This window comes from Nocardia acidivorans NBRC 108247 (assembly GCF_001625085.1).
Lineage (GTDB): Bacteria > Actinomycetota > Actinomycetes > Mycobacteriales > Mycobacteriaceae > Nocardia > Nocardia acidivorans.
Genome location: NZ_BDAW01000099.1, coordinates 14,266 through 32,090, shown reverse-complemented (window position 1 = coordinate 32,090; position 17,825 = coordinate 14,266). Strand labels below are relative to the sequence as shown.

Sequence of the window (17,825 nt, the reverse complement as noted above, 5' to 3'; positions counted from 1 at the left end):
CTCGGGCGCGGAGCGGCTGAACATCAAGCCGCAGGTCGACCTGTGGACGTTCAAGGAGTCCGGCAAGTCGATCATCGTGCTCTCGGAGGGCCGCCTGCTCAACCTGGGCAACGCCACCGGCCACCCGTCGTTCGTGATGTCGAACTCGTTCTCCAACCAAGTGATCGCCCAGATCGAACTCTGGACCAAGCCCGAGGAGTACGACAACGAGGTCTACCGCCTCCCCAAGCACCTCGACGAGAAGGTCGCCAAGATCCACGTCGAGGCCCTGGGCGGCACCCTGACCAAGCTCACCAAGGACCAGGCCGAGTACATCGGCGTGGACGTCGAGGGCCCCTACAAGCCCGACCACTACCGCTACTGAGCTCGAATCTGCTGTACGCAGCCGTGTCTGTAACAGCACATGAGTGGCCTTGTTGTTTATTACTGCCTGTTAAGGGAGCAAACTGTGAGTAAGTTTGGAAGTCGACTCTTCACCAGTGAGTCGGTCACAGAAGGTCATCCCGACAAGATCTGTGATGCGATAAGTGATGCGATTCTCGATGCATTGCTGACTGCGGATCCGTACAGCCGTGTCGCGGTGGAGACCCTGGTTACCACAGGCCAGGTGCATGTCGCGGGGGAGGTGACCACGAATGCGCATATCGAGATTCCGCGTATCGTTCGCGATAAGATCGTGGAAATCGGGTACGACTCCTCGCACAAGGGCTTCGATGGAAATTCCTGTGGTGTGAACATCGCCATCGGATCGCAAAGCCCTGATATCGCGCAAGGGGTCGATCATTCACACGATGTTCGTGTGGAAGGCAGCAGCCTTGACGACGAGATCGAGCGCCAGGGTGCCGGAGATCAGGGTCTGATGTTCGGCTACGCCACCAGCGAGACACCGGAGTTGATGCCGTTACCGATCGCACTCGCGCATCGTCTTTCTCGCCGGTTGACTGAGACCCGTAAGACGGGCCTACTTCCGTACCTGCGCCCCGATGGTAAGACTCAGGTCACCATCGAGTATCAGGGCGACATACCAGTCCGCCTCGACACGGTTGTCATCGCTACCCAGCACGCCTCCGATGTCGATCTGCCCAACATGCTGACCCCGGATGTGCGCCGCCATGTACTTGACAACGTCCTCGCCGATTTGGGCCTACCAACCTTGGGCACCTCCACCGTGCGGTTGCTTGTGAATCCGACAGGCCGTTTTGTTCTCGGTGGGCCGATGGGCGACGCAGGCTTGACCGGTCGCAAGATCATTGTCGATACCTATGGTGGCTACGCGCGCCACGGTGGGGGCGCGTTCTCCGGCAAAGATCCATCAAAGGTGGACCGCTCGGCGGCCTAAGCAATGCGCTGGGTTGCCAAGAATGCAGTGGCAGCGGGGCTGGCGGACCGTGTCGAGGTTCAAGTCGCCTACGCCATCGGCAAGTCCGCTCCGGTGGGGTTGTTCGTGGAGACCTTCGGCACCGAGCATGTAGCTCCTGAGGTAGTCAGCAAGGCTATTGCCGAGGTCTTCGACCTGCGCCCCGCCGCCATTATTCGTGATCTGGACCTGCTGCGTCCGATCTACGGCCCTACTGCGGCGTATGGACACTTCGGGCGCACCGACATCGATCTGCCATGGGAGCGCATCGACCGCGTAGAAGAATTGCGGAGCCTAACTGGCCTGTAACTGCTGAACATCCCCGCGGCGACGCGCGGTGACATGAGTGGTGTCGGCGCTCACAGGCCATGCGGTTGAATCGCTGGCGTCACAGCGTCGGAAGGCGCCTATCCTCGATCGCGGCGAACAGTCATCGATCACGCCACACGCGACGAAACCGCTGATCCTGGTGGGAAATTTGGCATCAAATTTCGCATCACGACGAAACGCAACCACTCGATAAAGGTGGGACCACACGGACCCTGCGGACGACTCGAATTCCGCCGACCAGTAGAAACAGGATGCGGCGAAACATCCAGGACCGTTTCCTGTTGGCTCATAACCTAGAGGTCGCGGGGTTCGAGGCTGCCGCGGCCACTCACCGTGGTCGGCCGTGGCTGTCTCGGCGGGGGACTCCACGGCGTTCGAGTGCTGTCATCACCGTGGTGTGGGCGACGTCGAGCCGGCTTGCGATGCGGGCGAGAGACTGACCGTCTCGATAGCAGGCGAGGGCATGGTCGATCTCTTGGTCGGTGAGCCGTCGCTGCTGTCGGATGGCGGCGCCGCTTGTCCGGAGGATTTTCAGGACGCTGCCTTTGCCGAGCCCGTACTCGGTGGCGAGCCGGTTGGCGCTCGAGCCCGCCTCGTAAGCGGTGACGATCGCGGCCCGTTGCGTTTCAGTGAGGCGGCGTGCGAGAGCCCGTGTCTGCGGCGGGTTCCGGACTGTCTCGAGTTTTCGCTGTTCAGAGGCTTGTTCGCGAAGTCGCTCGAGCGTGGAAGTTAGGGTGCCCTGGTTCGAGTAAGCTCGCATAAGGTCCACTTCGAAGAACGGGCTCGGCGGAATTCGCCGAGCCCGTGCCTTATATACCCGGCGTTCAGCCCGGGATCTGGGCTCCGATGGCTGCCTCGGCGCCCGCGCCCAGGCTGGCGCCGATGACACCGCCCGCCGCGCCGCCGATTCCGATGCCGATGACCACGCCGACGGGGCAGACCGGGGCGACTACGGCGCAGCCTGCGCTGCCGCCGATGAGGGCGCCGATGCCCGCGCCGACCACGCCGCCGACGACGGTGCCGATCTGTTCACCGGCGAGGGATTGGGTCTGGCCTGCGGCGACGGGTTGGACGGCGATGGGTTCGTAGGTGGGGGTCTCCGCCTGTGCGATACCCGCGCCGGTGCCGATGAGTGCGGTGGTGATGGCCGCGGCCGCAGCTATTGTGCGAATCATGGTGTCCTCCTGGATATTTCCCCCAAAGCAACGATTGTGCTCCGATAACTCGATGTTGATGGGGAATCGGCGGAGAATTCGCGGCGGGATGCTTCCGGTCAGTGGTGTTGTGGCCGAGGCGCATTCGCGGCTCGGTTAGGGTCGGAGGGGTGTAGCCGGTCGAGTGCAATGATCGGCATGGTGAGAAATATAGGGGCGCAGTGAATTCTGGATTCGTCGCGGTGGCGTTGCCGATCGCGCTGGGTGTGATCATGTTCGGGCTGGGGCTGTCGCTGACCCCGGCCGATTTCACCAGGGTGGCCGGGCAGCCGAAGGCGGTGTTGATCGCGCTGGCCTGCCAGATGGTCGTATTGCCGCTGGTGGCTTTCGGTTTGGTCACCCTGCTCGATCTGGCTCCGCTCGCCGCGATCGGATTGATGCTGTTGGCGGCCTCGCCCGGTGGTGCGACGGCGAATCTCTTCAGTCATCTGTTCCGCGGCGATGTCGCGCTGAATGTCTCACTCACCGCGGTCAATTCGATCATCTCGGTGGTGACGGTGCCGCTGATCACGAACGCCGCGATCGACCACTTCGGCCCCGATGACGGTCCGGGTTCGCTGGGCGTGCAGTTCGGCAAGGCCGTGCAGGTCTTCGCCATGGTCTTGATTCCGGTGGCGATCGGTATGACGGTGCGCGCCGTGGGTCCCGCCTTCGCCGATCGTATGGATCGCCCGGTGCGCATCGCCTCCGCGCTGCTGCTGGTGTTCGTGGTGCTCGGCGCGGTGCTGTCGAACAGGTCGGATATCACCGGTGATCTGCCCCGCATCGGTGCGGCGGCCGCCCTGTTGTGCGCGATCAGCCTGACGGTCGGTTACTGGTTGCCCCGACTGCTCGGTGTCGCCGATCGCCAGGCCGTCGCCTGTTCGATGGAGGTCGGCATCCACAACAGCGCGATCGCCATCACCATCGCGATCAGCATTCTGGACAGCACCGAGATCGCGGTTCCGGCGGCCGTGTACGCGGTCTTCATGTCCCCGTTCGCCGCCGCCTTCGGCTGGCTCATCAGCCGCCGGCTGCGTATGAATGCAGATAATCCGCAACAAAACTATGATGTGCGGTATGACCGCTCTGGCACCCGTTCGGACCGAACGTGACCTGTCCTTCCTGCTCGACCGCACCAGTCATGTGCTGCGCTCGCGGATGTCCGCCGCGCTCGCGGAGATCGGCCTGACGGCTCGTATGCACTGCGTCCTGGTGCACGCTCTCGAAGAGGAGCGCACCCAGGCGCAGCTCGCCGAACTCGGGGATATGGACAAGACCACAATGGTGGTGACCGTCGACGCCCTGGAGAAGGCCGGGCTGGCCGAGCGCCGCCCGTCGAGCACCGATCGCCGCGCACGCATCATCGCGGTCACTCCCGAGGGTGCCGAGCTCGCCGCTCGCAGTCAGAGGATTGTGGACGGCGTGCATCGCGATGCCCTGCATTCGCTGCCCAAGGGTGAGCGCGAGGCGCTGCTGAAGGCATTGAATCACCTGGTGGAAGGGCATCTTTCGGCGACCGCGGAGGCATCCACGGCCCGCCGCGCCAGGCAGTGATCCGCCCGCCACCGCAAAAAGTCCGTTAGAGATTGTCTGCAACGGAACTATCTAGTACGGTCTCTCTTGTCGGTTCTAACAGGAGAAGACCATGACAGCGTCCAAAAGTCTTGCCCTCGCGGTGCTTTCCGCCGCGACGTTGATGACCATCCTCGATGGCAGCATCGTCACGGTGGCCATGCCCGCGATCCAGCGGGACCTCGGCTTCACCCCCGCCGGTTTGAGCTGGACCGTCAACGCGTACCTGATCGCCTTCGGCGGCCTGTTGCTGCTGGCGGGCCGCTTCGGCGATCTGATCGGCCGCAAGAAGATGTTCCTGACCGGCAATATCGTCTTCACCGCCGCCTCACTGCTGGCGGGTGCGGCGAACAGCCCGGCCATGCTGGTCGCGGCCCGCTTCCTGCAGGGCGTGGGCAGTGCGATCGCCTCGGCGGTGGTGCTCGGCATTCTGGTCACCATGTTCACCGAGAAGGCCGAGCGCGCCAAGGCCATCGGCATCTTCAGCTTCACCGGTGCGGCCGGGGCCTCCATCGGCCAGGTGCTCGGCGGTGTGCTGACCGATGCGCTGAGCTGGCACTGGATCTTCCTCATCAATGTGCCGATCGGTGTGGTCACCGTGGCGCTCGCGGTGAAGGCGCTGCCGTCCGATCGCGGTCTGGGTCTGGCCGCCGGAGCGGACGCGCTGGGCGCACTGCTGGTGACCGCGGGTCTCATGCTGGGCATCTACACCGTGGTGAAGATCGAGGAGTACAGCTGGCTGTCGGTGCACACCCTCGGCCTGGGCGCGCTCTCGCTGATGCTGCTGGCGGGCTTCGTAATCCGTCAGGCCACCGCCGCGACCCCGCTGCTGCCGCTGCGAATCTTCCGTTCCCGCAATGTCTCCGGCGCGAATGTGGTGCAGATGCTCACCCTGTCGGCCATGTTCGCCTTCCAGATCATCGTGGCCCTGTACATGCAGAAGGTGCTCGGCTACTCGGCGCTGCGGACCGGACTGGCCATGCTGCCCGCGGCCGTCGCCATCGGCGGGGTGTCGCTGTTCATCTCCGCACGGCTGATCACCCGCTTCGGTGAGCGGACCGTCCTGATCGCCGGCCTGGTGCTGCTGCTGGCCGGAATGGCCTGGCTGACAAGGCTTCCGGTGCACGCCGCGTACGTCCCCGATCTGCTCCCCATGATGGTGCTGATCGCCGGTGGCGGTCTGGTGCTGCCCGCGCTGACCAATCTGGGCATGTCGGCCGCCCGCGCCGATGACGCCGGACTCGCCTCGGGCCTGTTCAACACCACCCAGCAGGTGGGCATGGCCATCGGTATCGCGGTGCTCTCCACCCTGGCGGCCTCCGAGACCGGCATTCGGCTCACGGCGGGCGCCACCGAGGCCGCGGCCCTGACCGACGGCTACCGCCTCGCCTTCCTGGTGGCGACCGGAGTCCTGGCCGTCGCGCTGCTCATCACCGTCACGGTGCTGCGGCGGCCCAGTGCCGCAACCGATTCCGCCTCGGCGGAGGCAATGGCCCTGGCCGCCTGACCTACGACACCTGAAAACGCTTCGGGCCCGGCGAGTTTCGCCGGGGCCGAAACGCGTGTACATGCGATCAGATGGTATTCATCCAATCCAGCACGGCGGCATGGTAATCGCCGGTATTGCGTGCGCGATTCACCGAATGCCCGCTGCCGGCAGAACGAAGGCGCGGAAGCGTGTGGCGGGGGCGTAGTACTGTGCCTCGGCCCGCTACCTCCCCGAACGCGTCGACCTGCGGCGCGCCCTCGCCCGGCACATCACCGATCTCAGCACCGAGGCCTCCGGATCATCGACCACGTACGCCGCACCCGAGGCCAGGAGCTTGTCGACGAGTTCGACCACCTCCTGCCCCGATTCGATCGCGCCGATGTAGTGCGCGGGCGGCACCATCCGCAGCGCCGCCCATCGGTCGCGCGGAACCCTCGACGGCACCCACTTCGCGGCCCTGCGCCGCGTGGTCGGGGGTCAGTTCGCCCTCGGCCCGATCCTGCTGTTCGTCTACACCGAACCCACCCTCGCCGGTGACACCGCGCTCTGGGAGGAATTGGCGAGCGGTGAGGACGCGGTCGACGCCGTCCTGATCCGGGTCGCCGAGTCCACCGGCGCGACGCTGCCGTTCTCCTGGCAGCGCCGCACCTTCGGCGCCCTGCTGTACGCCGGATGGGAGGCCGCCAAACAGGAGGGTCCCGCCCGCCACGAACTGGTCGACGCCATGACCAGCCTCACCCACGGCGTCTTCGTCGAATCCGCCCCGGCCTGACACCCGTCGCCCGCGATGTGCTGAAAACACTTGCGGCACGGCGGCTGTACACAGACACTCACGGGGGGAGGGAGTGCGGATGGAGACAGCTTTATTCGGTGGGCCGAGCGTTCAGCAGTGGCGCGCGGACGATTTCGGCCTGTTGCCGGACGATGCCACCTGGCTCGGGCAGTTGGGCTTCGATCCGCCCACCATGATTCGGTCCAGGCTCACCGAAATGCTGCGCGAGCGCATCTGGCGGACCGAGGTCGATTGGGTCGAGATCACCGACCGCCCACGCCAATTCACCGCCGGGCGGCATGACGGCGACACCACCTTCACGGTGACCCGGGTGGGAATCGTGATCGCCATGTCCATGGCCGTGCACTCACCGGGGCGGCGGCGGCAGGTGCTGCGCGGTGTGTTCACGTTCGTCATGACCGGTATGGGGGAGGGACAGACGCCCCGCGAGCGCACCTGGCTCGATCTGGATTCGACATTGAGTCAGGCCGAGCGGGAACTGAGATCGCGGATGTTCCGCCGCTGATCTGATCCCGGATCGGCGCCGCCGGGCGGGCTATCGTGGAAGCCGTGGGTGTCATCGGCGAATTGTTCCCGGGTAAGAAGCTGACCGACGAGGGCAGCGAGGACAGCGACGGTCAGGAACATCGGCCGCGGCTCGAACTCGACCTCGATGCCGGGGTGGTGCGCTTGTCCGGTCCGGCGAAACCAATTGACCGATCGCAGGAGTGATTGCCGCCGAGCAGTGCCGCGATATCGGTGCTCGCGGTGGCGGCGTTCTGTAGATACCAGCGCTCGGCATCGGGCGGCTGCGCGGTCGGATTCAGGCATACGATCTTGTCGGCATAGGGCGCGAGGCCGCCGAGCGCACGCCGAGCGCCCACCGGCACCGCGATGGCGATGCGGATCGCGCCGTGCACCCGCGCCATCCGGCAGCCGTCGCGCAACACCGCGGCATCGTTCAGGCAGTCGTCGACCATGACCACGGTGCGATCGCGCAGGTCCGCCCGTTTGCGATCGCCGCGATAGCTGAAGGCATTGTGCCGCAGGATCTCCGATTGCCGCCGCTCGGTTTCGGCGCGCTCGGTCTCGCACAGGGCGCCGTCCGCCACCGCCGTGGTATCGATGAGCAGCGTCTCGTCCTCGCCGAGTAATCCGTACACCAGGTCCGGACGACGGGTAATGCGCAAGGGGCGCACCAGGATTACATCGAGGCAGACATGCAGGGTGGCGGCCAGTTCGGCCGCGACCCGGACGCCGTTGCCGGGCGGGGCCAGCACCACCACATCGTGACCGCGAAAAGCCGCGAGCAGCCCGGCCAACTGGCGGCCCGCGTCATTGCGGTCCAGGAACGGTGGCATGTGCTTGCCCGACTGTGGTTTTCAGCCGCTGGTCGGCAGCGCCCGCGACACGGGCGGCGGAGGCACGAGGTGAGCGAACTGCCCGAGAACCGTCGTCATCACACGCCCTCTCCATTGAGTGGCTGCCACGGTTGGTGAGCGGCGGAACTGCTCGGCAAGGCGAGTCGGCGCTGCTCGGGAGGGGCAGAATCCCAGTGTACGCCCGCCCGAACTCCCGGCTTCGCCCTTCCGGCGCATGCGAATTGATCATTGCGATGCCCTGCGAGGCGTTCGTGACGATACGAGAACGGCTCGGTTCCGGACCGGAGAACGAGGACGCCCGGCGCACCGGATTCGTGCGCCGGGCGAACCCGTATCGAAATGCCGTTCAGTTCACGGCTTCAGGAAAGTCGCCGCGATACTCCAGAACCTGCCGCGATCCACCGAACGGAAATCCCACGTCTCGGCGAGGCGGTGTGTCGCACTGACGATGCCGGATACGTCGAAGTCGTCGCGCGTCGCTGTGCCCTTGTCCTCGAGGGCGGCGATGACGTATGCGGTGGCGGTCTCCACGCTGTGGGGCACGCAAGGCTCCAATCGGTCGTCGGAATGAGGTTGCGGTGTAAGGGACTACGGCTGCGTTTCGGTGAAAACGTCCTCGTATCGATACTCGGTCGGAATCTGTTCGCCCGCGGCGTGCGCCTGCTCTTCTCGGCGGCGCAGGTCGACGCGGCGGATCTTGCCGGAGATGGTCTTCGGTAGCTCGATGAACTCCACGCGGCGCACTCGCAGATAGGGCGCGAGGTGATCGCGGGCGTATTCGAGGATGGCGCGGGCAGTTTGGGAATCGGGTTCCCATCCGGCGGCCAATGAAACATACGCTTTGGGAACTGCGAGGCGGGTGTCATCCGGTTGCGGGACAACGGCCGCCTCGACCACGGCTGGGTGCTCGATGAGCACACTCTCCAGCTCGAACGGCGACACCTTGTAGTCGGAGGACTTGAAGACGTCGTCGGTGCGGCCGATATAGGTGATGTATCCGTCGTCGTCGCGTGAGGCGACATCACCGGAGTGGTAGAAGCCCCCCGCCGTGACAGCGGCATTGCGTTCCGGATCGCCCAGATATCCGGTCATCAGGTTGACCGGAGTGTATCCCAGGTCAAGACAGATTTCGCCCTCATCAGCGAGTTCTCCGGTGATGGGGTCCACCAGTATGACAGGCACTCCCGGGGCCGGTCGGCCCATGGATCCGGGCTTGACCAGCTGTCCTGGCGTATTGCCCACCTGCAGCGTGGTCTCGGTCTGTCCGAAGCCGTCACGAATCGTCAGGCCCCACGCCTTCTCCACCTGCGCGATCACATCGGGGTTGAGAGGCTCACCGGCGCCGAGGATTTCGCGCAGCCCGGTCGGCCGCTCCCCGAGGTCCGCCTGAATCAGCATGCGCCACACCGTCGGTGGGGCGCAGAAGGTGTTCACCCCCGCGCGACGCAATTGATGCAGGAGAGACGCGGCGTCGAAACGGGTGTAGTTGTAGACGAATACGGTCGCCTCGGCCAGCCACGGGGTGAAGAAGCAGCTCCACGCGTGTTTGGCCCAGCCGGGTGCGCTGATGGCCAGATGCACATCGCCCGGGCGCACGCCGATCCAGTACATGGTGGACAGATGCCCCACCGGATAACTGATCTGGGAGTGCTGCACCATCTTCGGCTTACTGGTGGTGCCGGAGGTGAAGTACACCAGCAGGGGATCGTCCACGGTGGTCACCGCGGTGTAGGGGCCGGCCGACATGGTCATGGCGGCCTCGGCGTAGGAGCGCCATCCCGGGGTGATCCTGTCGCCCACCGCGATTCGGAGGTAGTCGCCCGGTACCTCGTCGAACTTGCCGGTGTCGGCGGCATTGGCGATGACGAAACCCGCTCCGCCGCGCACGATCCGGTCGGTGAGATCCTCCGGGCCCAGCGCGGCGGTGGTCGGCATGATCACCGCGCCGAGCTTGGCCACCGCCAGCATGGCCTCCCACAGCTCGACCTGGTTGCCGAGCATGAGCATGACCCGATCACCCTTGCCGACACCGAGACTCGCCAGCCAGGTCGCCACTTGATCCGAGCGCGTGGCCATTTCATCGAAGGTGACGCGCTGTTCGGACCCGTCCTCCTCGACGATCCACAGCGCGGGGCGGTCGTTCCCGCGCGCGATGACGTCGAACCAGTCGGTGGCCCAGTTGAATACGCCGGTCAGGCGCGGCCAGGCGAAGTGCTCGCGTGCGGCGTCGTAGTCGGTGGCGTGCGCGACCAGCAGATCCCGGGCGGCGCGGTACGCCTCGGTATTGGCGGTCGATGCGGCGGTCGTCATGCGGTCTCCTCGTCGGAAGGGGTGAGCAGTCGCACGGCCATCTCGCGCATCTCGATCTTGCGGATCTTGCCGGTGACGGTCATCGGGAACTCGTCCACGATGTGCACGTAGCGGGGGATCTTGTAGTGCGCGAGCTTGCCCGTGCAGTAGGCGCGCAGGGCCTCGGCGGTGAGTGGGGCGGCGTTCTCGCGCAGGCGAATCCAGGCCATCAGCTCTTCGCCGTACTTGGCGTCCGGTACGCCGATCACCTGGGCGTCGAGAATATCGGGATGGCCGTAGAGGAACTCCTCGATCTCCCGCGGGTAGATGTTCTCGCCGCCGCGGATGACCATGTCCTTGATGCGGCCGGTGATCGCGATATAGCCCTCGTCATCCATGGTGGCGAGGTCGCCGGTGTGCATCCAGCGCGCGGAATCGATGGCCTCGGCGGTCTTTTCGGGATCGTTCCAGTAGCCGAGCATGACCGAGTAGCCGCGCGTGCACAGCTCACCGGGGACGCCACGCGGTACGGTCAGCCCGGTCAGCGGATCGACGATCTTGATCTCGATATGCGGTCCGGCCCGGCCGACGGTGGCGGTGCGCTGCGCCAGGCTGTCATCGGCCCGCGTCTGGGTCGAGACCGGGCTGGTCTCGGTCATGCCGTAGCAGATGCTCACCTCGCGCATGCCCATGCGATCGATGACCTGTTTCATCACCTCGATCGGACAGGGTGATCCGGCCATGATGCCGGTGCGCAGGCTAGACAGATCGAAGGTGTCGAACTCCGGATCGGCGAGTTCGGCGATGAACATGGTCGGCACCCCGTACAGCGAGGTACAGCGCTCCGCCGCAACGGCTTCCAGGGTGGCGCGCGGATCGAACGAGGGGGCGGGGATGATCATGGCCGCGCCGTGGCTGGTGGCGGCCAGATTCCCCATCACCATGCCGAAGCAGTGGTACTTGGGGCAACTCCGTACATGGATTAGCACCGTTGTAGATCCCCATGCCGATCGGTGTTCAAGTGGTACTTGGGGCAACTCCGTACATGGATTAGCACCGTTGTAGATCCCCATGCCGATCGGTGTTCAAGTGGTAGAACGGCACCGGAATGCAGATGCGATCCTGTTCGGTGTATCCGCAGAGCTCGCCGACGAAATAGCCGTTGTTCAGGATATTGTGATGGCTGAGCGTGGCGCCCTTGGGGAAACCCGTTGTGCCCGAGGTGTATTGGATATTGATCGGATCGTCCGCGGAGAGCCCCGCCTGCGCCGCCGCGAGTTGCTCCCGATCACCGGCCCGGCCGGTCTCGAACAGCCCCTGCCACTGCGGACTGTCCAGCAGCACCACCTGCGCCAGCTCCGGGCACTCCGGCCGCACCTGCTCGATCATGGCCGCGTAATCCGAGGATTTGAACGCGGGCGCGGCGATCAGCGTGTGAATTCCGGCCTGCCCCAGCACATATCGCAGCTCGTGCGCGCGATAGGCGGGATTGATGTTCACCAGGATCGCGCCGATCTTGGCGGTCGCGTACTGGGTCAGCGTCCACTGCGGGCAATTGGGGGCCCAGATGCCGACCCGGTCGCCCTTGCCCAGCCCGGCCGCGAGCAGCCCCAGCGCCAGCGCGTCCACCTCCGCCAGGAATTCACGATAGGTCCAGCGGATACCGGTGGTGTAGTCGATCAGCGCCTCGCGCTCGGCCCACCTGGCCGCGGTGCGATCCAGGTTCGCGCCGATGGTGTCGCCCAGCAGCGGGGTAAGCCAGGCGCCCGAGGTGTAGCTCACCGGGCGGAGCCGGTCCATGCTCATGCTCACTTCGGTAGGATCCACGTCACACCGCCAACCCGACTAGCCCCGAATGGGGGTATCCGATGAACCCCGCCGCCAATGGCCTGCTGCGCCCCGACGACGGTGACGCGCTGCGGGCCGAGCTACGGCGCATCGCCGCGCTCTCCAAGGCCCCGGTGGTGTTCGGCGGTGCGGTGCGCGCGGGCACCCTGGTGCTGAGCGAATTCGTCGGGACCCGGACCAACAGCATGCGCGGATTGTCGGTGGCCCCGAGTTCCGGTTTGGGCGGCAGCGCCGTGTCCACCGGTAAACCGCGGTCGGTGGCCGATTACCGCTCGGCCTCCACCATTACCCATCACTACGACGGCCCGGTGCTCGGTGAGGGACTGCGCGCGGTGGTGGCGGTGCCGGTGGTGGTGGACGGCGAGGCCCGCGCGGTGCTCTATGTGGCCAATCGCGAATCCGGTCCGATCGGCGATCGCATCGCCGATGCCATGATCCAGGCCGGGCAGCGGTTGAGCGTGGAGTTGGCCATTCGCGATGAGGTGGATCGCCGGGTGCGCCTGGCGCTGGCCCGCGATTCGGCGCAGCCGGTCACGAGTACGGACGCGGTGGTCACCGAACAGCTGCGGGATCTGCACGCGGAATTGCGCGGTATCACCCCGACGGTCTCGGATACGCTGGCCCGCAACCGATTACGCACGGTCGCCGATCGGCTGGCGCGGCTGGTCTCGGGCGTGCCCGATCCGGACGAGGCGATCACCCTGGCCCCGCGGGAACTCGACGTTCTCGCCCAGATTGCCCTGGGATGCACCAATTCCGAAGCCGCCCAGCGGCTTTCCCTGCGCGCGGAGACGGTCAAGAGTTATCTCCGCAGCGCGATGACCAAACTGAGCGTGCATACCCGGCACGAGGCCGTGGTCCGCGCCCGCAGGCTGGGGCTGCTGCCCTAGCGCTGTGCGGGTAATGGCGCCGGTATTCGCCGAGAGGCCGTCCGCCTGAGTGCACTCACTTCGGTCCGATACCGCCGCGGGTGATTCGCCTTTCGCGAATCACCCGCGGGGGCTGGGGTTTTCGGGGGAGGGGTCAGCGGGCTGCCATATGCCGGATGGTCTCGCCGCCCTTGGTGTGATGTAGGCGTCCGAAGCGATTCTCGAGTAGGTGGGCCATGCTCTCCGCGGCGCCGATGTAAGCCTCTTCGACGGTGGCGGCCCGGTGCCGGACCGCTACCGGGGGCTGGCCTTTGGGGCGGGCCTCGAGGTTGCATTGCTTGTCCTCCGAGCCGCCTTTATGGCCGTTCACATCGGTGATGTGGGCTTCGACGCGGGTCAGATTTCCCGCGAAGCGGTCGAGGATCGATTCGATGGTGTCCTGCGCCTGCTCGATGAGTGCCGCGCTGCCGCCGATGTGCTTGTCGGCGAAGACCTGGATTTGCATGGCCTCTCCAAACTCTTGGAATTGCCGAGAACTTGCTGACCACCCCGACAGTACCCGGTTTTCGGGGCGATCGGTCGGTTGTGAACGTCACTCGTCCATAACACTGCCGGAAGGTATTGTGCGCCGCCGGATTTGCGTGAAAGGTGACTTCGCCACTCGGCTTGACGGGCGGGCTCAGGGTCCTCTCGGTGGGCCGCCACTATCCGGGCTGCGCACCCGCCGGGGTGGCGATCAGACCGCGGCCGGTATCGGGAAGTCGATGCCCCTCGGTGCAGCACAGCACCGCGCGCACGGGTGCGCCGCAGTCGGCGTGCGAGACGGCAAGCGGCGGTCCGGCGGGACCGGCGAGATGTTTGTCGCCCCACTGCATGAGCGCGGTCAGCACCGGCTGTAGCTCGCGCCCCGCGGTGGTCAGGTGATACTCCTGGCGGGTGCGCGCACCGGGCTCGCGATAGTCGCGCGGTTCCAGCACTCCGGCGTCGACCAGCGTGCGCAGGCGGCGGATCAATACCGCGCGCGGTGCGCCGGTGGCCTCCTGGATGGCGTCGAAGCGGCGCACCCCGAGGAAAACCTCGCGCAGGGCGAGCAGCGCCCATTGCTCGCCGACTATCCCGAGTGCGGCCGCGACCGAGCAGTTCCGTGCCATACCGCCATCCTATCTGCATTCACATTGTGAACTCAGGGGTGTTAGGGTCGAGTCCATGACGATCACCACCGAACCGCCTCCGAGCCCCGAATCCTGGGGTCCGGTGCGCAGCCGAACCGTGCACTGGCATGACCCGAAGGTCTCGCTCGAGGCCGCGCCCGGCCGCACCGGACTGGAGTTCCTCTCCGCCATGGTGGACGGCGAGATCCCCGGCGCCCCCATTGCCGGTCTCATGAACATGCGCCCGGTCCAGGTGGCCGCCGGCGATGTCGTATTCGTCTGCGTCCCCGACGAATCCATGTACAACCCGATCGGCATGGTGCACGGCGGCGTCGCCTGCACCCTCCTGGACACCGCCGCGGGCTGTGCCGTGCACAGCACCCTCGCCGAGGGCGTCGGCTACACCTCCATCGAGATCAAAATCAATTACCTGCGCCCTATTCACGCGCACACCGGCGAACTCACCGTGCACGGCTGGGTGACCAAGCCCGGTCGCCGAGTAGCCTTCGCCGAGGCCGATATTCGCGATGCCGACGGCGCACTTCTGGCCACCGCGACCAGCACCTGCCTGGTGATCGGCGGCTGACCCTGTCCTCCGGCGGCTGACGGGGCGTGCTTGTTCCGGCGAGCGAATCGTCCGCGGCGTCGCGGCTTTCAGCGCGTGGCGAGGTCCAGCACGTGCAGGGCCAATTGTTCGGCGGCGTCGGGGTGGCCCATGGCGTGGGCGGCGTCGGAAACCGCTGTGCGCGTGGCGGGTTCGGTGAGTAGGGCGAAGAGTGCGGTGCGGAGGTTGGAGACGGTGGCGTCCTCGCCGATGAGGGCGCGGGCGGCACCGGCGTCGGCGAGGATGCGGGCATTGCGGATCTGCTCGCCGCCGACCGAATGCGGGTAGGGGATCAGCACCGAGGGTTTGCCGAGGGTGGTGAGCTCGGCGAGAGTCCCCGCGCCGGAACGGGATACGACCACATCGGCCAGGGCGAGCACATCGGGGAGTTCGGGGCCGAGGAAGTCCAGGACCAGATAGCGGTCGCGGAGCTCGGCGGGGAGCGCCGCCGAGCGCTCGCGCACCTGATCGTAGGAGAGTTTGCCGCACTGGTGGATCACATTGGCGACGGTGAGCAGTTCCGGGAGCAGTTCACCGATGAGGTCGTTGATCTGCACCGCGCCCTGTGCGCCGCCGGTGATGTACACGGTCGGCAGTTCGGGGGAGTAGCCCGTCCAATTCAGCGCGGGCGCAGCGGCTTTCGCATCGCCGGTGGTGAGCGCGGGCCGAATCGGGTTGCCGGTCACCACCGCTCGCGCCCGCACCGTGGCGGGCAGCAGCTCCACCGAGGCGGCCGAGCTCAGGGCGATCCGATCGGCGGCGCGGGCCAGCAGCTGATTCGCCTTGCCGATACCGGTGGTCTGCTCGTGGATCACCAGCGGTCGCCGGCGCAGCGCCGCCGCCAAGCCGATGGGGGCGCAGACGTATCCGCCGGTGCACAGCACCGCGTCCGGCCGGAAGCGGCGCACGACGCCCTGGGCGGTGAGCACGCTGAGCGGCACCCGTGCGGCGTCCTTGGCATTGGCGGCATTGAGCATCTTGAGCGGGTTGCGGTCGCGCCGTAGCTTTCCCGCCTTGATCCCGCGGAAGGGAATGTCGTTTTCGGCCGAAACCCGCTGTTCCAGGCTGTCCGGTACGCCGACCCAGAGCACCTCGGCGGTCGCGCCCGCCTCGGCCGCCAGATCGCGCAGCGCCCGCATCGCCGATACCGCCGGGTAGGTGTGCCCACCCGTCCCGCCACCGGCCACGATCACGCGGATCGCACCGCGATCGCCTATGCGCCGCAGGATCTCGGCGCGGTCGAGGGCGGAACCGGTCATGGATGAGCCTCCTGGGTGCGGATCAATACCGGCCCGGCGTGTCGGACCGCGTGGCGTGAGCGCTGCGCCTTCGCCGAATCGGGCGATTCGGGGCCACCGCGCCCGGCCCAGGTTATCGCGGCGGGGTCCGGCGTGGGCGTCCGTGTCCATACCGGTCGGTCGGGGGTGATTGCGAGGTGTTGGCTAACGGCCAATGGGCCTTTACCATGAGCTGTGACTCGGAACACGTTGTAACTCATACTTCGTCCAGCGAGAGGGGCCACGCGATGCAGCCCTGGACGCTGTCCCGCGCGCCGCGCCGCCCCTCCATTTTCGCTACGCCGACTGCGGGTCGGTAACTACCGGCTCGGTATCCACGAGATCGACTCGGCGACTACGAGTCCCAGTGTCAATGGAGGTGGCCATGAGTTCCTCGGCAGCGGCAGATCCCGCTTTCGGCACCGCGATGCCATGGGTGGAGGGCGGCGATGCGACCGGAATCCTGTCGCGCGCACAGCGATTGACCAGACCGCTGCTGCGCGCCGCGGTCGATACGCTCCCCGCCGAACTGCGGCTGGTCGTCGGCTACCACCTGGGCTGGTGGGATGCGGGCGGCACCCCGACGGTCGGCGAATCCTCGGGTAAGGGTCTGCGCCCCGCCCTGGTGCTCGCCGCGGCGCGGGCCGCGGCCCGTCGCGGTGAGTCGGACCGATCCCCGGATATGGCCGTACATGCCGCTGCCGCAGTGGAATTGGTGCACAACTTCACCCTGCTGCACGACGATGTGATGGACGGTGATGAACTGCGCCGCGGCCGCCCGGCCGCCTGGCGGGTCTTCGGCGTCGACGATGCGGTGCTCGCCGGGGACGCCATGCACGGTCTGGCCGTCTGGACCCTGGCCGGTGCGCCGATCGCGGGCCTGTCCGGTATCGCCCGGTTGGAGGAGGCGGTGATCGAACTCTGTCTCGGTCAGCAGCGCGACTGTGCCGCGGAGTCCAAAACCGAAGTGACCCTTGAGGAATGCCTGGAGACGCTGCAATACAAGACCGGAGCGCTGATCGGCTGCGCCTGTGCCATGGGCGCGCTCTGCGCCGGGGCCCGCCCGGAGGTGGTGGAGGCCATGGACCACTTCGGCCGGGAGCTGGGTATCGCGTTCCAGTTGGTGGACGATCTGATGGGCATCTGGGGTGATCCGGCGCGCACCGGTAAGCCGGTCGGCAATGACCTCATGCGGCACAAGCGAAGTCTGCCCGTGGTGGTGGCGTTGGAGTCGGGTACCGCGGCGGGACGGGAGTTCGCCGATCTGTATTGCTCGGAGGAGCCGCTCGACGCACCGGCGGCACTGCGGGCCGCGGACCTTATCGCGCGGGCGGGCGGCAGGCGGTGGGCGCAGGCCGAGTCCATTCGCCGGGTGCGGGCGGCGAAATCGTGTGTCTCGGGATATCGGGGTGCGCGGGATCTGCTGGAGCTGGCGGATTGTGTGGTCGAGCGCGATCACTGACGGAATCGCCGAATAGTCCGTTTCGTCAATACCGGCCGGTCGAATTCGTCCGGCCGGTATTTTTTGCTGTATCGGGGATTTCGGCAAATTCCGGACATTGGCAACCCTCGCGCATAGGTGGCTTGACGTCATGGCCGTGGGACTTTGGTCCCTAATTCACCGGATTCCGTTGCTCCAAAACTGATGGGCTGTAAGGATATCCAGCACGCGGCGCTCCTGATCTACGG

17 protein-coding genes and 4 pseudogenes are annotated in these 17,825 nt (G+C 66.3%); 10 read left to right on the top strand and 11 right to left on the bottom strand.

Annotation, left to right across the window (positions count from 1 at the left end; translation table 11 throughout):
* Both NA10_RS32505 and metK read left to right on the top strand, forming a co-directional pair.
* Positions 1–364 (top strand): adenosylhomocysteinase (locus NA10_RS32505; RefSeq protein WP_174562590.1); only part of this gene is annotated, 364 nt, incomplete at its 5' end.
* An 84-nt stretch (positions 365–448) separates the two neighbouring features.
* A pseudogene (metK, locus tag NA10_RS32500) lies at positions 449–1,666 on the top strand (methionine adenosyltransferase).
* A gap of 349 nt (positions 1,667–2,015) precedes the next feature.
* Here the strand turns inward: metK and NA10_RS39685 are convergent.
* Complete coding sequence (locus tag NA10_RS39685) at positions 2,016–2,447, bottom strand: helix-turn-helix domain-containing protein (protein ID WP_373862470.1); 432 nt, start codon at positions 2,445–2,447, stop codon at positions 2,016–2,018.
* Positions 2,448–2,511: 64 nt separating this feature from the next.
* Complete coding sequence (locus NA10_RS37305; RefSeq protein ID WP_067574539.1) at positions 2,512–2,862, bottom strand: hypothetical protein; 351 nt, start codon at positions 2,860–2,862, stop codon at positions 2,512–2,514.
* 200 nt (positions 2,863–3,062) lie between these two features.
* On the opposite strand from NA10_RS37305, the gene NA10_RS32485 reads away from it, so the two are divergent.
* From NA10_RS32485 to NA10_RS32475, 3 genes are all read left to right on the top strand, one after another.
* Positions 3,063–3,995, top strand: a complete 933-nt coding sequence (locus tag NA10_RS32485; RefSeq protein WP_067574538.1) for a bile acid:sodium symporter family protein — start codon at positions 3,063–3,065, stop codon at positions 3,993–3,995.
* Positions 3,961–4,437 carry a MarR family winged helix-turn-helix transcriptional regulator gene (locus NA10_RS32480; protein ID WP_067574537.1) on the top strand — a complete coding sequence of 159 codons (477 nt, stop codon included), beginning with the start codon at positions 3,961–3,963 and terminating at the stop codon, positions 4,435–4,437. Before NA10_RS32485 ends, NA10_RS32480 begins: the two co-directional genes overlap by 35 nt.
* A 91-nt stretch (positions 4,438–4,528) precedes the next feature.
* On the top strand, positions 4,529–5,962 hold the full coding sequence (locus NA10_RS32475) for an MFS transporter (RefSeq protein ID WP_067574536.1): 1,434 nt from the start codon (positions 4,529–4,531) through the stop codon (positions 5,960–5,962).
* A gap of 273 nt (positions 5,963–6,235) precedes the next feature.
* Here the strand turns inward: NA10_RS32475 and NA10_RS39010 are convergent.
* Positions 6,236–6,370 (bottom strand): annotated as a pseudogene (locus tag NA10_RS39010) (cysteine--1-D-myo-inosityl 2-amino-2-deoxy-alpha-D-glucopyranoside ligase); the annotation flags it as partial.
* A gap of 40 nt (positions 6,371–6,410) precedes the next feature.
* Between NA10_RS39010 and NA10_RS32465 the strand changes: the two are divergent.
* Both NA10_RS32465 and NA10_RS32460 read left to right on the top strand, forming a co-directional pair.
* Positions 6,411–6,716 (top strand): hypothetical protein, encoded by a 306-nt coding sequence (locus tag NA10_RS32465; protein ID WP_067574534.1) that lies wholly within the window; start codon positions 6,411–6,413, stop codon positions 6,714–6,716.
* A gap of 79 nt (positions 6,717–6,795) precedes the next feature.
* Positions 6,796–7,242 (top strand): hypothetical protein, encoded by a 447-nt coding sequence (locus NA10_RS32460; protein ID WP_157556899.1) that lies wholly within the window; start codon positions 6,796–6,798, stop codon positions 7,240–7,242.
* A gap of 112 nt (positions 7,243–7,354) precedes the next feature.
* Here NA10_RS32460 and NA10_RS32455 read toward each other — a convergent pair whose 3' ends face one another.
* From NA10_RS32455 to NA10_RS39305, 5 genes and pseudogenes are all read right to left on the bottom strand, one after another.
* Positions 7,355–8,077 (bottom strand): phosphoribosyltransferase family protein, encoded by a 723-nt coding sequence (locus NA10_RS32455; protein WP_067574532.1) that lies wholly within the window; start codon positions 8,075–8,077, stop codon positions 7,355–7,357.
* 372 nt (positions 8,078–8,449) lie between these two features.
* Positions 8,450–8,641, bottom strand: a complete 192-nt coding sequence (locus tag NA10_RS32450) for a hypothetical protein (protein WP_067574531.1) — start codon at positions 8,639–8,641, stop codon at positions 8,450–8,452.
* Between the two features lie 45 nt (positions 8,642–8,686).
* On the bottom strand, positions 8,687–10,408 hold the full coding sequence (locus tag NA10_RS32445; RefSeq protein WP_067574530.1) for an AMP-binding protein: 1,722 nt from the start codon (positions 10,406–10,408) through the stop codon (positions 8,687–8,689).
* Positions 10,405–11,346 (bottom strand): annotated as a pseudogene (locus NA10_RS39310) (AMP-binding protein); the annotation flags it as partial. The gene NA10_RS32445 and the pseudogene NA10_RS39310, both read right to left, overlap by 4 nt.
* A 127-nt stretch (positions 11,347–11,473) precedes the next feature.
* Positions 11,474–12,193: pseudogene (locus NA10_RS39305) on the bottom strand (AMP-binding protein); the annotation flags it as partial.
* A gap of 62 nt (positions 12,194–12,255) precedes the next feature.
* On the opposite strand from NA10_RS39305, the gene NA10_RS32430 reads away from it, so the two are divergent.
* Positions 12,256–13,125, top strand: a complete 870-nt coding sequence (locus NA10_RS32430; protein ID WP_067574529.1) for a helix-turn-helix transcriptional regulator — start codon at positions 12,256–12,258, stop codon at positions 13,123–13,125.
* Between the two features lie 133 nt (positions 13,126–13,258).
* Here NA10_RS32430 and NA10_RS32425 read toward each other — a convergent pair whose 3' ends face one another.
* Positions 13,259–13,609: a ribosomal subunit interface protein gene (locus NA10_RS32425; RefSeq protein ID WP_067574528.1), complete on the bottom strand. Its 351-nt coding sequence runs from the start codon at positions 13,607–13,609 to the stop codon at positions 13,259–13,261.
* A 199-nt stretch (positions 13,610–13,808) separates the two neighbouring features.
* Positions 13,809–14,255: a winged helix-turn-helix transcriptional regulator gene (locus NA10_RS32420; RefSeq protein WP_067574527.1), complete on the bottom strand. Its 447-nt coding sequence runs from the start codon at positions 14,253–14,255 to the stop codon at positions 13,809–13,811.
* Positions 14,256–14,310: 55 nt separating this feature from the next.
* On the opposite strand from NA10_RS32420, the gene NA10_RS32415 reads away from it, so the two are divergent.
* The gene (locus NA10_RS32415; protein WP_067574526.1) at positions 14,311–14,841 is read left to right on the top strand and encodes a PaaI family thioesterase; all 531 of its coding nucleotides are present in this window, start codon (positions 14,311–14,313) and stop codon (positions 14,839–14,841) included.
* A gap of 68 nt (positions 14,842–14,909) precedes the next feature.
* Here the strand turns inward: NA10_RS32415 and NA10_RS32410 are convergent, their stop codons facing one another.
* The gene (locus NA10_RS32410) at positions 14,910–16,118 is read right to left on the bottom strand and encodes a UDP-N-acetylglucosamine--N-acetylmuramyl-(pentapeptide) pyrophosphoryl-undecaprenol N-acetylglucosamine transferase (protein WP_067574525.1); all 1,209 of its coding nucleotides are present in this window, start codon (positions 16,116–16,118) and stop codon (positions 14,910–14,912) included.
* A 403-nt stretch (positions 16,119–16,521) separates the two neighbouring features.
* On the opposite strand from NA10_RS32410, the gene NA10_RS32405 reads away from it, so the two are divergent.
* The gene (locus NA10_RS32405) at positions 16,522–17,598 is read left to right on the top strand and encodes a polyprenyl synthetase family protein (protein WP_067574541.1); all 1,077 of its coding nucleotides are present in this window, start codon (positions 16,522–16,524) and stop codon (positions 17,596–17,598) included.
* Positions 17,599–17,825 lie beyond the last annotated feature (227 nt).